Here is a 14979-nt window from a genome sequence, read left to right as displayed (position 1 = left end):
AGCTGTGAGCTTCGAGCAACGAGCAATCAAATACATGGTTCTGTATTAGCTCGCAGCTCGCAGCTAGCGGCTCGCAGCTTAATACTCGAAGCTATGAACAAAATATTCGTCACCGGTATCGGTACCGGCATCGGTAAAACCTTTATCTCGGCCCTTTTAGCCAGGGCCCTGGAAGCCGATTATTGGAAACCCATCCAGGCTGGCTATGAAGAAGGGACCGACGGGGAGTATGTAGCGGGTACCCTTTCAGGTACCTCCTCCATTGTCCATCCTGAAGTGTACAAGCTGAAAATGCCTGCATCCCCCCATATTGCCGCCCGGGAAGAGGGCGTGACCATCTCCATCCAAAAAATTTGTGAGCAGGTTCCGTCAATAAGTCGTAATTTGATCATCGAAGGTGCTGGTGGATTATTGGTCCCGTTAAACGGATCGGAATTTGTGGCAGACCTTATTAAAGCCCTGGGAGCTAAAGTGATCTTGATCAGTCGTAACTACCTGGGCAGCATTAACCATTCATTATTAACCGCCCGTGTGTGCAGGGAAATGAATTTGCCGGTGTTGGGGTGGATTTTCAATGACCAATATCTACACTATGAAGAAGAAATTGTAAGCTGGACCAACTACCCAATGATAGCATCGGTTCCCTTTAAGAACGCAGCAGACGGACAATTTATCGAGGCGCAAGCGGCCACCCTTCAAAAGCGACTGAAAGGATTTCTATGATAAAAAAACGTTCGTAAGGACTACCTGCAACGCAGGATGGATATTCCCGAAGAAGATCTCCAACAGCAAACAGCCCTTATGGCGTTTAACTTTAGAAAGTTAAGCTTCCCATCCATTAAATACCTCCTGTCTTATTCACCGCTATTGACAAGGCGTGAATTTGATGTATCTGTTTGTGAAGACATGCTCAAGCAACAAAACCCTTCCATGCAAACTGCCTGGCCGCGCATAGAAGAAAATGCTGCCGACATGGAGGCTTCCTGGTGCAAAGGGGGACTTTTTATCAAAAACAGGTATAATATTCTGGAACCCATCAGTACCAATATCATCGAGCCCGAACAACTGGATGTCATATTCATACCCCTGGTGGCTTTTGATGAAAAGGGATACCGTGTAGGCTACGGCAAAGGGTATTATGACCGCTACCTGGCACGTTGCCGGCATGATATCATTCGCGTAGGATTCTCCTTTTGAAGCCATACGGGGCATTGAGGACATCAACCAATTTGATGTACCTTTAAATTTTTGTATCACACCGTATCGTAATTATGAATTTTAACGCTCCGCTGCTACGGCCCATACGGATATTGCTATTTCCTCTTTCATTGGTTTACGGCGCTATTATTTGGTTGCGCAACAGGCTGTTTGATAAGAATATACTGAAGTCTTCTTCCTTCAACCTGCCCATTATTTGTGTAGGTAACCTTTCGGCAGGAGGTACCGGCAAAAGCCCCATGGTAGAGTTTTTGGTGAAGCAATTGCATACTGATATGGAGGTAGCCGTATTAAGCAGGGGATATAAACGCAAAACCAGGGGTTATGCCCTGGCAGGGCCCCGTACTACAGCCCTGGAAATTGGCGATGAACCCATGCAGTTCCATCTCAAATTCCCAGATGTGTCCATTGCAGTGGGCGAAGAGCGGGTAGTGGCCATTCCACAGCTGCTGCATGATAAACCCGGTACCAGGGTGATCATACTGGATGATGCTTTCCAACACCGTACCGTAAAGGCTGGACTGAACATCGTGCTCTCTGATTATAGCAACCTCTTTACCCGTGATTGGTTCCTCCCCACCGGCGACCTGCGGGATGAAAAGAACAGTTATAAGCGGGCCGATATCCTGGTGGTTACCAAATGCCGCTCCGACCTGGCTGTGACAGAAAAAACGGCCATCCTGGAAGAAATAAATCCCCTGCCTCACCAGCAGGTATTCTTTTCCTCCATTCGTTATGGACAGCCATATCATATACTCCATAGAGATCAGCTGTCACTGAACGATTCCATGGAAATACTCCTGGTAAGTGGTATTGCCAACCCAACACCTCTCAAAAGGTATATGCAGGAGGTTTCTAAAACCTACTATGAGATACCGTACAGCGATCATCATATCTTCTCCATTGATGATTTAAAAGACATCGTAAAAGGTTTGACGCTATTCAAACCGCCAATAAGATCATTCTCACCACCGAAAAAGATGCTGTACGATTGGTAAAATTTGAACAACAATTAAAAGAATTGCCTGTGTATGTAATTCCTATAGAAGTGCAGTTCCTCTTCAACGAAGAACAGGTGTTTAGTGATTTAATCACTAAATTCATCAAGGAATTTACATTCAGGCCTTAAAAACTTGTGATGAGTAAGAAACAATCAAAGAAGAGTAAGAACAACAAGAGTAAAAAGAAAAAAGGGTTTACCGATCAGGATACCTTTAAAGGTGTACTCGACATTACCCGTTCCGGAGTAGGATACGTAATTGTACCCGATAGCCCCAGTGATATACTGGTGCGTCCCGGCGATTTCAATACCGCCCTTCATGGCGATACCGTAAGAGTACGGGTGATCAATAGCGGCGGACGCCAGAGTAATCGCCAGCAGGGGAAAGTGGTAGACGTTGTGCAACGTAAGCAAACCGAATTCATGGGCCGACTGGAAATAGGAAAAACCTTTGCGTTTTTCATTGCGGATGTAGATAAACCCATGCCCGATATTTTTGTACCCCTTACGAGCCTCAAAGCGGCAAAAGACAAAGACCGCGTTATTGTGCGCATTGTTGAATGGCAGCCCAATAAAAAGCCCGTAGGCGAGGTGGTGCAGGTGATGCAGCCAGGCGATGCCAATGATATGGCCATGAAGGAGATCCTCATGCAAAACGGATTTCCTTTGACCTTCTCCGATGATGTATTGGAAGAATCGGCCCGTATACCCGATGCCATTCCTCAATCAGAGATCAAGAACCGTAAGGACATCCGCGATACCCTTACCTTCACCATTGACCCGGTTGATGCTAAGGATTTTGATGATGCCATATCCTTCCGGGTATCGAAGAATGGGAACTATGAAATAGGCGTTCATATTGCCGATGTGAGCCATTATGTAGAGCCCGATACTGCCCTGGATAAGGAAGCTTATAACAGAGCTACCTCGGTATACCTGCCAGATAGGGTACTGCCCATGCTGCCCGAAAGGATCTCCAATGAACTTTGCTCCCTGCGCCCCAAGGAAGACAAGCTCACCTTTTCAGCTATTTTCCAGATCACTGAGAAAGGCGATATAAAACAACATTGGCTGGGCAAAACTGTGATGCATTCCGATCACCGGTTCACCTATGAAGAAGTGCAGGAGATCATTGAAAACCAGGAAGGTTTATACAAAGATGAAATACTCATCCTGAATAACCTGGCTCAAAAATTCCGCAAGGGCCGTTTTAAGAAAGGCGCCATCAACTTCTCGTCCCAGGAAGTGCGTTTTAAACTGGACGAAAAGGGCAAGCCAATTGGGATCATGATCAAGGAAAGCAAGGAAGCCCATCAACTCATTGAAGAGTTTATGCTGCTGGCCAATCGTACGGTGGCCGAAAGTGTGACCAAGATCAAGTTCAATAAAAAGATATTCCTTTCCCATACCGGGTGCATGATACGCCCGATGAAATGAAGCTGGAACCCTTTGCCGCTTTTGCCCGCAAATATGGCCATGAGTTCGATACCAAGTCGCCCGAAGGCATTGCCCGTTCTTTTAATCAGATGTTGAAAGATGTACAGGGCAAGCCCGAACAACATGTACTGGAACAATTGGGTATCCGTACCATGGCCAAGGCCGTATATACCGCCGAGAATATTGGCCACTATGGGTTGGGCTTTAAACATTACTGTCACTTTACTTCACCCATACGACGTTATCCCGACGTAATGGTACACCGCGTATTGTTTGATATCCTGAATGAAAAGATAGAGCCCGATAAGAAGATGGAGCAGAAATGCAAACACTGCAGCGAAAAAGAACGCAGTGCCATGGAATCCGAAAGGGCCGGCAATAAATACAAGCAGGTTGAGTATATGCAAAACTTCCTGGGTGATGAGTTTGAAGGTGTGATCAGTGGCGTGGCATCCTTTGGATTTTGGGTAGAGACCATCGAGCATAAATGTGAGGGTCTGGTAAGCATCAACAGCTTGTTGGAATATGATGATTTCCGTCACCTAGAGGGCGATTATAGCCTGGCGGGTATGCGTAGCGGCCGGAAATTCAGGATGGGCGATAAAGTACGTATCAAGGTGGTGGCTGCCAACCTTACCAAACGACAATTGGATTATGAATGGGTGATCACCGCCACGGCAGGAGATGACAAAGTAGAAGCCAATTTGCAAAAACCAGGTTATCCCATCCCCAAAAGGGTAAGGGAGGCAAACGCAAAAAATCATAACAGAAGGTAATCCTTTATAACGATAATCCGATACAGGAGCAGTGACCAGGTGGTTAATGTTCTTTTTGTATCAGCAGGCGTAAGTAGTTAGTTTCTTTTGTTGAGCCAGATGCCGGGCGGGTTAGGCGATTCGGTATGGGTAAATACTGCCTGCAGACAGGTTAACCCGACAATAATAAGCGTGATTTTATATAGCCAGCTGTTAAGCTGCGTCTAAATGCCTGGGGAGCAGATGAACTGCCTTTTTATAGGCTGAAATGATAAAGGGCCTTAAAACAAAAAAGCTTACCGGAGGATGGAAATCCCTGGTAAGCTCGTACATGGCTATACCGTAAACTGGTGGAAGCGTCTATTAATTGTAATACTCAGGCAGCATCATAGGCAGCCTGCAGATCCTTAATGATGATCTTGTTCATCTCCATCATAACAGCCATCACATTATTGGCTTTCTTTTGATTCTTATCCATTAACATTTTGGGCAGGATGCGAGGCGTGATTTGCCAAAAAGACCAAATTTGTCCTTCAGCCAGCCACACTGACTTTTTCCCCGCCTTCTGAAAGCTTTTCCCATAACTCATCAATTTCTTCCTGTGTAATACTATACACAACTATCGAAACGGCCATATTAAATGTGACTTGAGGACCACCATTCAACGCAAAGAACTCCTGTCCGTACAGGTGAAAAGTAGAGGTCAATACTGACCCTTTAGGTCCATGACCTACATCGCCCCAGCGCAGTATATCACCCTGTTGCAGGTTTTCTTTGAAAATGGAAGCATAGAATGCTACCGCTTCTTCTGCATTGTTATCAAACCACAGGCAGGTGGTCAGCTTTTGTTCGTTTTGTTGCATGATCATTGGTTTAAAAGATGATGATACAAACTTACTATCGGGAAACATTGTGGAGCGGGTGCAGTACCGTCTATGTTAAGGGTAAATTGCGACAAATAGACAGGGAAGTGGGTTTGTAACACCCGCCTGGCCATAGAACGGGCGTCATTATCGCTGGGAATGGTAGCCTAATGGTAGTGATAGGGCAGATATATTGCCTGAACATGGCCTGATACTCCCCAGCATATGAAAGCAATATCGCCCCATTCAGATTTGATGCCGCCGGGCTCTATCACGATCACATCGATGCCGAAAGATTTTACCTCATTGCGCAATGCATCACTGAGACCTTCCAGTGCAAATTTACTGGCATGATACCATCCGCCGAAAGGAGCCGCTATTTTACGCCCTATAGAAGATATGTTCACGATCTTGCCCCCTTTTTGCACCCGCATCCCGGGAAGTACCAGCTGTATTAACCGCGCTGCGCCAAAGAGGTTTACTTCCAGTTGGTATTTGGCATCCTGCATGGGTACATCCTCAACGGCCCCATAAGAGCCAAAACCTGCATTGTTGATCAGCACATCGATTCTTTTCTCCACTGCCAATATTGAAGCAATGCCGGCTTGCATGGATTGATCATTGCTAACATCCATCGCAATGGGTTTAATACCCTGCTTTGTAAGATCGTTTAATTTATCCGTTCGCCTGGCTGCTCCATAAACGATATAGCCATTTTGTGCCAACACCCGGGCAGTTGCTTTACCAATACCGGCAGAGGCACCAGTGACCAATACTACCTTTTTCATACCTGACATGTTTAATGTTTGTATAGCAAAGGTCGGACAGGAAAAGGCAGGTTGTTTTTGCCAGCGGCTCAATTTACTTTGGTCAACAGCTCATGGGCCAACACACTCATCTTATTGTCTGATGCCTGGATCAGCAGAAAGATTTTATACCCTGCATAAGGTAGCCAGTATACGTAACTGGTATCTTCTTTCTTGCGACCTGTTTTCAGGTCCATTATTTCACTGTCTGATAACCGGGCTATCCGGGAGAAAGCGAACAGGGAAAAGATAGGGATTCAAAGAGATTGCATAACATACCCTCTTCCACTTATCAACCTTTCAGCCTATCTTGCATTCCTTACTTCACCACCATGCATTCATTTGAAGAGCTATCAAAAGCATTTGCGCAACAGTTCGGCATCCGGCATTTTCCCGAACAACCGGCTTCCCTGTACGATCCCAATGAGTATTTCTTAAGCCTGGGTGGGAAAAGGGTCAGGCCCGTATTATGCCTTATGGGCAATGAGCTCTTCGATGAAATTGCACCCGATGCCTGGCATATTGCCACGGCTATAGAACTTTTCCACAACTTTACCCTTATCCATGATGATATCATGGACAAAGCGCCCTGCGCAGGAATATGCCCACCGTGCATGAGAAGTATGGAGAATCAACCGCCCTGCTGGCCGGCGATGTAATGCTGGTAGCAGCCTATGATTACCTCAATAAAGTGAAGTCCGAGCACCAACGTAAGATCACTAGCCTTTTCAATAGAACCGCCAAAGAAGTATGTGAAGGACAACAATTGGATATGGATTTTGAGAAACAGGAAACAGTGAACCTCGAGGATTATATTCGCATGATTGCCCTTAAAACCTCTGTTTTACTGGCTGCCAGCCTTCAGATGGGCGCCATCCTCGGTGGCGCTTCAAGAGGCAACCAGGAAGATCTATACGCTTTTGGACGCGAACTGGGTATCGCCTTCCAGGTACAGGATGATTACCTCGACGCCTTTGGAGATCCTGCCAAATTTGGCAAACAGGCTGGGGAGACATCGTGGCCAATAAAAAGACCTTTCTCGCTATTAAGGCACTGGAATCCTGCACCCCTCTTCAGGTGAAGGAGCTCAAGCGCCTCATGCAGGATAACCCGCCTGATAAAATAGATCGTGTACTCACCATCTTCCGCGATGGAGGGGTAGACAAATGGGCTTTTGACCTTAAAGAAAAATACCTTAACAGCGCCTTGGGGCACCTGGAAAATATTGCCGTGCTTTCAGGCCGTAAGGACCCCATCACCCAACTGGCCCATTTCCTCGTACAACGCGATTACTAATCCAGCCCAAAGCAGCCATATCAAGTCATTATAGCCGGAAACAGCCTTTCCCGGCTATTTCGTGGATAGCTAGAGGGTAGCTGAAGGGTAGTAATAGGGTACAAATAGCGTTCATTACCCAAACTGCCATTCTTCCCGGAAAAACTGCCTGATTTCTGTTACTGGTTCCATAACCTGTCAACTTTTCACCTTGTCAACCTTGCGTTTCCCTTTTTTTCCCTAATTTCCGCCCCTTAAACCCAACACCAGTATGGCAAACTCGTTATTCCGGAAAAATCACTCGATACACTCACCAGGGAGTATAATACGGGATTGGGGGAGGGGCATAGCCACACAGGGCTCAAAAGAGCCTTGCGGGTGAAAGACCTCACTGCCATGGGTATTGCAGCTGTTATTGGGGCCGGTATTTTCTCTACCATCGGAAAAGCCTCCTTCGATGGAGGGCCTGGTGTCATCATCCTGTTTATTATTACGGCCATTACCTGCGGCTTTTCGGCCCTGTGTTATGCCGAATTTGCCAGCCGTATACCCGTATCGGGCAGCGCCTATACCTATGCCTATGTGTCCTTTGGCGAAGTGGTGGCCTGGATCATTGGTTGGTCGCTCATCTTAGAATATGCCATCGGTAATATTGCTGTAGCCATCAGTTGGAGCGGCTATTTCCATAACCTGCTTACCGGTATTGGCGTTCATTTGCCGGCCTGGCTGGTCAATAACTACGACAGCGCCTCTCCCGAAGTGTTGGCTGCTGCTCCACATATTGGTAGCCTTCCCATAATCATGAACCTGCCCGCCTTCCTCATAGTGGTTTTGATCACCTGGATCGTTTATATCGGCATCCAGGAAAGCAAGCGTACTACCAACTATATGGTGGGGTTGAAGATAGCCGTTATCATTTTCGTGATAGTGGCCGGATTCTTTATGTAGAACCAGCCAACTGGAGCCCCTTCCTGCCCAATGGGTTTGATGGTGTATTGAAGGGCGTATCCGCTGTTTTTTTTGCTTATATCGGCTTTGATGCCGTGTCTACTACCGCCGAGGAGTGCCGTAATCCACAGCACGACCTGCCCAGGGGTATGATCTATTCCCTCATTATTTGTACCGTATTGTATATTCTTATTGCACTGGTATTGACCGGCATGGTATCGTATACCGAACTAAATGTGGACGATCCCCTCGCTGCTGTATTCCGTAAAATAGGATTGCCCAAAGTAAGTTATGTGATCTCCATCAGCGCTGTGATCGCTACTGCCAGCGTACTCCTGGTATTCCAAATGGGCCAGCCCCGTATCTGGATGAGCATGAGCCGTGATGGTCTGTTGCCCAAACGCTTCAGCAAAATTCACCCCAAGTTCAACACCCCTTCTTATGCTACCATTTTAACAGGTATCCTGGTAGGTGTACCCGCCTTATTCCTGAACCTGACGATAGTAACCGACCTTACCAGCATCGGTACCCTCTTTGCATTCATCCTGGTTTGTGGAGGTGTATTGACATTGCCTAAAGAAGAACTATCTTCCAACAAACGTTTTAAACTGCCCTATATCAACGGACAATGGATCATCCCCTTGTTGGTGATCATTGCCTTTGTTGGTTTCAGACAAGCCATCATCGAACGGTTCGAGTTCTCCAAAGGATTTGAATTCTGGAAACATTATATCCCCTTTTATCTTTTCCTGGTCGTGGCTATTATATTGGCTGTAGCAAGTTTTACCCGTAAACTCTCTTTCATTCCTGTAATGGGCATGCTGAGCTGTTTCTACCTCATGACCGAGATCGGCGTTAAGAACTGGATCGTATTTGCTATCTGGATGGCCATCGGCCTGTTTATTTATTTTATGTACGGCTATCGTAAAAGCAAGCTGGCCAAAGCCTGATCTATGGTGGATGAACTGAAAGATACCTGGCAGCTTTTATGCCAGCGTTATTCTACAGACCCTATTCTAATGGAGGGATTGTATGAGGAGTTGCATAAAAATATGCTTCCTCTATCCGTTATTACCATAACCAGCAGCATATTGCTCACTTGCTACAACTGGCCCGGGAATACAGTTCCCATTTGCAAAATAAAGAGGTGGTATTGTTTTCGATCTTCTACCATGATATTATCTACAACGTGCTGCGCAAAGACAATGAATTACGCAGTGCTGCCCTTGCCGTTAAAAGGCTGGCCCTGCTGCAGGTGCCAGTGGTTCAACGCGAGGCCGTAAAGGTCTTTATTGAAGCCACACAAACCCATAAGATCCCCGACAAGGGGGTGAACCAATCGGACCTGGCATTCTTCCTCGATTTTGATATAGCTATTCTGGGCACTTTCTGGGAACAATACGAAACTTATACCCGCCAGGTACGGAAAGAGTACCGCGTATATCCCGATATGCTCTATAAGCCCGGCAGGAAGAAGTTTTTGCAAAGTACCCTGCAGGCTGATCACCTGTTTCATACCCATCTTTTCAGAACAGCCTTTGAGGCCCAAGCCAGGGCCAATATGGAAAAAGAACTGCTGCTGTATGCCTAAGCCGCTGGTTACCCGTCAGGGCCTGTAAGCAGGGGCAGGAACAATTCCCGAAATGCCTGAAGAAGTCATTACCTGGCACCACGCCTCCGTGAAAAAGTCGCTCTGAAACCCTCACCCACAAAATCTGCGATAAATCCGCCTGATCTGTGATAAATCTGCACAATCAGCGATAATTTTGCACCATGAAATTTCAGATAGGTGATAAGGTCGTGGTGCTGCACTCCAATGACGATGGGGAGGTGGTTGATATTATTAATGAAAAAATGGTCATGGTGGATGTACGGGGTGTAAAATTCCCAGCTTATACCGACCAGTTGGATTTTCCCTATTTCAAACGGTTTACCGAGAAAAACTATTTCCGGAAAAGAAAGGGAAAAAGGAGAAGAAATACATTGATGATGTGCCCCGCGAAAAGAAGGTAATAAAAGACAAAGTAGTAGATGGCGTATGGATTACTTTCATACCTGTATTGGTGGCCGATGAATTTGGCGATGATGTAGTAGAAGAATTGAAAGTTCACCTGGTGAACAGAACCCACACCGGATACAAGTTTACCTATACACTCAATTACCAGGGCGAAACCTCCTTCGACCTCATTAACCAGATACATCCTTTTGAAGATTTCTATATTCATGATGTACCTTTTGAAAACCTCAACGACAGTCCCACTTTTGCTTTTGAATTTTCCCTGATCAATGCTGATAAGAACAAAGCCGAGTATTTTGAGGCCTCCCTCAAACTGAAACCCAAACAGGTTTTTGCACGAATAGAAGAGCTAAAGAAAAAGGCGAGGCTACTTTTTCTTATAAACTGTTCGATACCTACCCGCCCCGGGTGGAAGATGCCGGGATTGACATGAGCGTATTGAGTAATAAAGGCTATAAGGTATACGATGCTGCTCATACCAGGCAACACCTGGAGCCGGCTAAAAATGAAATAGACCTGCACATTGAAAAGCTTACGCCCGATCCTGATAAAATGGATAACCTGGAAAAGCTGGACCTGCAATTAAAGACCTTCGAGAAATACCTCGACCTGGCCATCCTGCACCACAAACCTGCTTTTATAGCCATCCATGGCGTAGGCAGCGGTAGGTTGCGGGATGAGATCCATGAAGTACTCCGTTTGCGCAGAGAGGTTAAAAGCTTTTTCAATAAGTATCATCCCGCTTATGGCTATGGCGCCACTGAGATCTACTTCCAGTATTAAAAATGTACCTTTGCGGCAACTACAAACCGGGTTATCGCTTTCTCTGCTTGCAGAGAGGGAGGAAAGTCCGGACAGCGCAGAGCAATGTACCGGTGAAGAGCCGGGTTCATGGTGATTGGTGGCAACACGGGTCACTGTGAAACAGATAGTGCCACAGAAAATAACTGCCGTACTTCGGTGCGGTCAAGGTGAAAATGTAGGGTAGAGCCTACGGTGTTATACAGTAATGTATAGCAGGGGTAAACCTTACATGCTGAAATGCCATGTATACCAGCGGTCGAGGGCTGCTCGTCCGAATTCGTTCCGGCGCAAGCTGGAAAGGTCCGTTGGGTGGGTAGGCAGCAAGAGCCTGTCAGTAATGCCAGGCCCAGATAAATGATAACCATATTCACGCCGGCTTGCCGGCATGAATAAACAGAATCCGGCTTACAGGTTTGTAGTTATTTTAAATAGTCAGAAAGTCTGGAAGTAGGTTCGGAATCTTTGAACACACTTCCAGACTTTCATTCTTCTGGTCTTTCCGACTTTCGGCCTTCCCCTCTTCCGGACTCTTTATTTCAGGTTTCCCAGATACCCAGCCAACTCCATTAACCAGGCTATGCCCAGGTGTACGATCAATCCGCCCCAAATACTACGGGTATGATATACCACTACACCTAAGATAATTCCACCAAAATAGGATGTAATGCATTCAAACAAGGGTTTGCCAAAGTGAATGCAGCAATAAAAAGCACCCATGGGCAAAATGGCATCCTTGTCTCCATATCGCATAAATGCTAGTACCAGGAAGCCACGGAAAAAGAACTCAATGGTGAGAAAATCAATACCATAAGATAGCTCATACAAGAACTTCCAGGGCCAGGAAGTAGTTGCGTGATCATCTATGAAAGCAATGCGCTGTACTTTGGGATACGTTTGCAGAAAGTCGGCCTGTGTGCCTGCCAGCCCTATTAAAGGCACCATCATCAGTAATAAAGAAATAGGGCTTTATTACAAAGCCTTTTAATTGCGTGCCCGCCACTGGCCAGTCGTATTTGAACCAACGCCAAACCAGCGTGACCAATATGCCTACCAACAGGCATTTTAGAGGCCAGTTAAGCGTCATATACCAATACCTATCCCAGGGAGTAGTTAAGGAAGAAGTAAGCCACCGGGCAATATCATCGGCCGATACCTTAATAGCAAAGATCAGCGGGGCGGCCAGTAGTAACAGGTAGAAATGGAAGGGTGGGGGAGCTGTATGCTTATGTAGTAAAAATTGCAATAGCCAGGCACTGCCAAAAACAAAGAGGTAAAGACAAAAAAGCCGGCCAGCCGGGGCAAGGTTTCCTTACCTATGATGGAACGTTCGATACCAGCTGTATAATTGAAATAGATCAGTACCGCCATCAGTAAGGTTACCAATAGCCATAACTTGATAGAGAGCCCACGAACATATTCCCGTAAATAGCCGAGGATGAGTTTCATGGTAAAATATAGGTAAGGAACTAGGCTACGAAGCTGGCCTTCATCTTGCCCATCAGGTCGGCTTCAATCATTTTCTGCGCTACCTTGATCATATTGCAAAATGCTTTGGCATGTGATATGCCATGCCCAATGATCACCGGTTTGGCAACACCCAGTACAGGTGTACCACCATACAGTTCAAAATTGAAACGGTCGAAATATTCGTGCTGAATTTGCTTGCGGTGGGTAATATCGTAGATGGATTCAGCCATTTTAAGGATCACATTACCGGTAAAGCCTTCGCATACCATTACATCGGCCTTATCTTCCAGTACGTCCCGGCCTTCTATATTGCCGGTAAAATTGATCTGGCTGTTTTCTTTCAGCAGCGGATACGTATTCTGCGCCAGGATATTGCCCTTACCTTCTTCTTCTCCAATATTCAATAAAGCTACCCGGGGATTGGGAATACCCAATATATGCTGTGCATACAGGGAACCCAGGATGGCAAACTGGTTCAGGTGCTCTGGTTTACAATCGGCATTTAAGCCGACATCCAGCAGCAAACCGGTTTTACCGTCTTCTTTGGGAATAATGGTAGAGATGGTAGGGCGCTGAACACCTTCTATGGCTTTAATACTGTACATGGCGCCTACCAGCATGGCGCCGGTATTGCCGGCGCTGATAAATGCCTCAGTTTTGCCCGTTGCCAGCAGGTGAAAGCCTACGGCAATAGAAGATTGTTGCTTTTCTTTAAGCGCTTTGGTGGGATGTTCGTGCATGTCAATAACCTGTGGCGCATGCACAACTTTTATCCTACCTGCAGGAATTTGGTATTCCTGCAGCAATGGATTGAGCTGGGCTTCATCACCGGTTAGAAACAATATTGCCGGATTATCAGTTTCCGACAAATATAGCTGGATACCTTTCACCGTTTCCAGCGGTGCAAAATCTCCACCCATCATATCTAAACCAATTATCATCCGGCAGGTAAGGTTTGTATTAAAAGGGTTTATTTAATGGGAGAATTTTCTACCACCACTTTTCCTTTATAATACAATTTACCCTCGCTAACGTGAGCGCGGTGACGTACATGGATCTCTCCAGTAGTGCTGTCCTTGCTTAATGTAACCTTCTCAGCTTTATAGTGAGTTCTTCTCTTCGCACCCCTTTGTTGGGAATGTCTGCGTTTCGGATTAGGCATAACCTCAAAATTTATATACTACTAAAAATCAATTGTCTCCTAAATCTTTGAACTTTTCTAACCCTTTCCATAACGGGTTGGTAGGTTCGTTGTTTTGTGCATCCAGCTTTTTAAGCATGGCCAGCACTTCTTTATTACAATGTGGGCCTCCCATCTCCTCCTCTGTACACATACGCTGCATGGGAATGCTCAGGTTAATAAACTCATAGATCCAATCTGATACCCGTAAGTGGCTTTCGCCCCTGGATATATAATAAACATCCGGATCTTCTTCCTGCTCATTCATCACTTCCGGGTCTTCCACCATCTTCACTACAATGTTGAAATCATCCCAGAGGTCCAAAGGCAGGTTATTACCACAACGGTCGCAAGTTACTTCCAGTTTACCGCCTACCTCAAACTTCAACAGCATAAAACCCACCTTCTTATCAAGCGTTAGCTTTACCTGTGCCGTACAGTGGCGGAAGTCCTGCTCCTGGTAATCTACAAAGAACTTATCGTCGATAACATACTCAAACTCATGAATTCCCGGCTTTAATCCTACAAATGCAATATCAAAATTCCTGCGGCTACTCATGAGCATCCCTTTTAAAGAGTTTGCAAAGGTAGGGATAATCCACTAAAGATTAAGCCCTAAGAGGAAAAAAAGGCGTAAAATATTCCCACAGTTGTTAATTGAGTCATACCAGCCTGTAAATCAGGCACACAGGAATCAATTTTCTGCTTTCGTAAACGAGTCTGGCCCACTTTCTGCACCTTTGTAGTCTAAAATTAAAGAAGGAACATAAATATGAAAAAGCTTTTATTATTAGTGGTAGCTGCCACTACCTTATCCCTGGCACAAGCCCAGCCCCCTAAAGGCCCTGCCAATCCTGGTAATACTTACGGCGCTAAGATCAACTCCAAAGGTGCTATCGACATTTCCAAATTGCCCGATGCTTTGGCTAAAAAGACAGTATTGGACAAACCAAGGTCATTGCCAAAGTATTGGATGTATGCCCCAAAAAAAGGCTGCTGGATGAAAGTACAGGTGAACGACTCCACCACTGCTTTCGTAAAAATGAAAGATTATGGGTTCTTTGTACCCATGGACATGATCGGCAAAACCGTGGTATTGGATACCGAAGCCAAACTTAAAACCACTTCAGTAGATGAACTGAAGCATTATGCTGAAGATGCTAAAAGCCACAAGCCGAAATAGACGCCATTACCCAGCCCAAGAAAGAG

General features: G+C 45.9%; 21 protein-coding genes, 1 other RNA gene and 2 pseudogenes. 16 read left to right on the top strand and 8 right to left on the bottom strand.

The genetic code is table 11. From position 1 onward, the window contains the following. The first annotated feature begins 93 nt into the window (after positions 1-93). The 6 genes from bioD to RS881_RS40865 all read left to right on the top strand — a co-directional run bounded on the left by bioD (position 94) and on the right by RS881_RS40865 (position 4431). On the top strand, positions 94-723 hold the full coding sequence (gene bioD / locus RS881_RS40890; protein ID WP_315816051.1) for a dethiobiotin synthase: 630 nt from the start codon (positions 94-96) through the stop codon (positions 721-723). A 36-nt stretch (positions 724-759) separates the two neighbouring features. Then, positions 760-1197, top strand: a complete 438-nt coding sequence (locus RS881_RS40885) for a 5-formyltetrahydrofolate cyclo-ligase (RefSeq protein ID WP_315816050.1) — start codon at positions 760-762, stop codon at positions 1195-1197. A 74-nt stretch (positions 1198-1271) separates the two neighbouring features. Next, positions 1272-2216 carry a tetraacyldisaccharide 4'-kinase gene (lpxK, locus tag RS881_RS40880; protein WP_315816049.1) on the top strand — a complete coding sequence of 315 codons (945 nt, stop codon included), beginning with the start codon at positions 1272-1274 and terminating at the stop codon, positions 2214-2216. After that, complete coding sequence (locus tag RS881_RS40875) at positions 2210-2347, top strand: hypothetical protein (protein WP_315816048.1); 138 nt, start codon at positions 2210-2212, stop codon at positions 2345-2347. The genes lpxK and RS881_RS40875 overlap by 7 nt, the downstream gene beginning before the upstream one ends. A 9-nt stretch (positions 2348-2356) precedes the next feature. Further along, positions 2357-3655, top strand: a complete 1299-nt coding sequence (locus RS881_RS40870) for a ribonuclease R family protein (RefSeq protein WP_315816047.1) — start codon at positions 2357-2359, stop codon at positions 3653-3655. Further along, on the top strand, positions 3631-4431 hold the full coding sequence (locus tag RS881_RS40865) for an RNB domain-containing ribonuclease (protein WP_315816046.1): 801 nt from the start codon (positions 3631-3633) through the stop codon (positions 4429-4431). The genes RS881_RS40870 and RS881_RS40865 overlap by 25 nt, the downstream gene beginning before the upstream one ends. 512 nt (positions 4432-4943) lie before the next feature. Here RS881_RS40865 and RS881_RS40860 read toward each other — a convergent pair. From RS881_RS40860 to RS881_RS40850, 3 genes are all read right to left on the bottom strand, one after another. Next, the gene (locus tag RS881_RS40860; protein WP_315816045.1) at positions 4944-5273 is read right to left on the bottom strand and encodes a VOC family protein; all 330 of its coding nucleotides are present in this window, start codon (positions 5271-5273) and stop codon (positions 4944-4946) included. Between the two features lie 167 nt (positions 5274-5440). Continuing rightward, on the bottom strand, positions 5441-6061 hold the full coding sequence (locus RS881_RS40855) for an oxidoreductase (RefSeq protein WP_315816044.1): 621 nt from the start codon (positions 6059-6061) through the stop codon (positions 5441-5443). Positions 6062-6129: 68 nt separating this feature from the next. Next, entirely contained in the window at positions 6130-6276 is a 147-nt protein-coding gene (locus tag RS881_RS40850) for a hypothetical protein (RefSeq protein ID WP_315816043.1), read from the bottom strand. Positions 6277-6411: 135 nt separating this feature from the next. Between RS881_RS40850 and RS881_RS60605 the strand changes: the two are divergent. The 9 genes and pseudogenes from RS881_RS60605 to rnpB all read left to right on the top strand — a co-directional run bounded on the left by RS881_RS60605 (position 6412) and on the right by rnpB (position 11547). Beyond that, positions 6412-7160: pseudogene (locus RS881_RS60605) on the top strand (polyprenyl synthetase family protein). Continuing rightward, on the top strand, positions 7157-7375 hold the full coding sequence (locus RS881_RS40835) for a hypothetical protein (protein ID WP_315816040.1): 219 nt from the start codon (positions 7157-7159) through the stop codon (positions 7373-7375). The pseudogene RS881_RS60605 and the gene RS881_RS40835 overlap by 4 nt, the downstream one beginning before the upstream one ends. 417 nt (positions 7376-7792) lie before the next feature. Then, positions 7793-8907, top strand: a pseudogene (locus RS881_RS40830) (amino acid permease); the annotation flags it as partial. Positions 8908-9114: 207 nt separating this feature from the next. After that, on the top strand, positions 9115-9252 hold the full coding sequence (locus RS881_RS40825) for an amino acid permease C-terminal domain-containing protein (RefSeq protein ID WP_315824763.1): 138 nt from the start codon (positions 9115-9117) through the stop codon (positions 9250-9252). Positions 9253-9401: 149 nt separating this feature from the next. Continuing rightward, entirely contained in the window at positions 9402-9893 is a 492-nt protein-coding gene (locus tag RS881_RS40820; RefSeq protein WP_315816039.1) for an HD domain-containing protein, read from the top strand. A gap of 182 nt (positions 9894-10075) precedes the next feature. Further along, positions 10076-10315, top strand: a complete 240-nt coding sequence (locus RS881_RS40815) for a hypothetical protein (protein ID WP_315816038.1) — start codon at positions 10076-10078, stop codon at positions 10313-10315. Then, positions 10294-10752, top strand: coding sequence for a hypothetical protein (locus RS881_RS40810; RefSeq protein WP_315816037.1), 459 nt, complete (start codon positions 10294-10296; stop codon positions 10750-10752). The genes RS881_RS40815 and RS881_RS40810 overlap by 22 nt, the downstream gene beginning before the upstream one ends. Further along, positions 10728-11102: a Smr/MutS family protein gene (locus RS881_RS40805; protein ID WP_315816036.1), complete on the top strand. Its 375-nt coding sequence runs from the start codon at positions 10728-10730 to the stop codon at positions 11100-11102. Before RS881_RS40810 ends, RS881_RS40805 begins: the two co-directional genes overlap by 25 nt. Positions 11103-11120: 18 nt before the next feature. After that, an RNA gene (gene rnpB, locus RS881_RS40800) (RNase P RNA component class A) lies at positions 11121-11547 on the top strand. Positions 11548-11654: 107 nt separating this feature from the next. On the opposite strand, the gene RS881_RS40795 is transcribed toward rnpB, so the two are convergent. The 5 genes from RS881_RS40795 to RS881_RS40775 all read right to left on the bottom strand — a co-directional run bounded on the left by RS881_RS40795 (position 11655) and on the right by RS881_RS40775 (position 14329). Further along, on the bottom strand, positions 11655-12068 hold the full coding sequence (locus RS881_RS40795) for a CPBP family intramembrane glutamic endopeptidase (RefSeq protein ID WP_315816035.1): 414 nt from the start codon (positions 12066-12068) through the stop codon (positions 11655-11657). Positions 12069-12290: 222 nt separating this feature from the next. Then, positions 12291-12569, bottom strand: a complete 279-nt coding sequence (locus RS881_RS40790; protein WP_315816034.1) for a hypothetical protein — start codon at positions 12567-12569, stop codon at positions 12291-12293. A gap of 20 nt (positions 12570-12589) precedes the next feature. After that, positions 12590-13531, bottom strand: coding sequence for a phosphate acyltransferase PlsX (gene plsX / locus RS881_RS40785; protein WP_315816033.1), 942 nt, complete (start codon positions 13529-13531; stop codon positions 12590-12592). 29 nt (positions 13532-13560) lie between these two features. Beyond that, a complete protein-coding gene (gene rpmF, locus RS881_RS40780; protein WP_315816032.1) occupies positions 13561-13752 on the bottom strand; it encodes a 50S ribosomal protein L32 in 192 nt (63 codons plus the stop codon). 28 nt (positions 13753-13780) lie between these two features. Next, the gene (locus RS881_RS40775) at positions 13781-14329 is read right to left on the bottom strand and encodes a YceD family protein (protein ID WP_315816031.1); all 549 of its coding nucleotides are present in this window, start codon (positions 14327-14329) and stop codon (positions 13781-13783) included. A gap of 213 nt (positions 14330-14542) precedes the next feature. On the opposite strand from RS881_RS40775, the gene RS881_RS40770 reads away from it, so the two are divergent. After that, complete coding sequence (locus RS881_RS40770; protein ID WP_315816030.1) at positions 14543-14953, top strand: DUF4920 domain-containing protein; 411 nt, start codon at positions 14543-14545, stop codon at positions 14951-14953. Positions 14954-14979 lie beyond the last annotated feature (26 nt).

Origin of the sequence: Paraflavitalea speifideaquila, from assembly GCF_032395985.1 — a bacterium.
Taxonomy (GTDB): Bacteria; Bacteroidota; Bacteroidia; order Chitinophagales; family Chitinophagaceae; genus Paraflavitalea; species Paraflavitalea speifideaquila.
The sequence above is the reverse complement of the archived record's forward strand: the minus strand, read 5'-3'. Positions and strand labels throughout refer to the sequence as shown.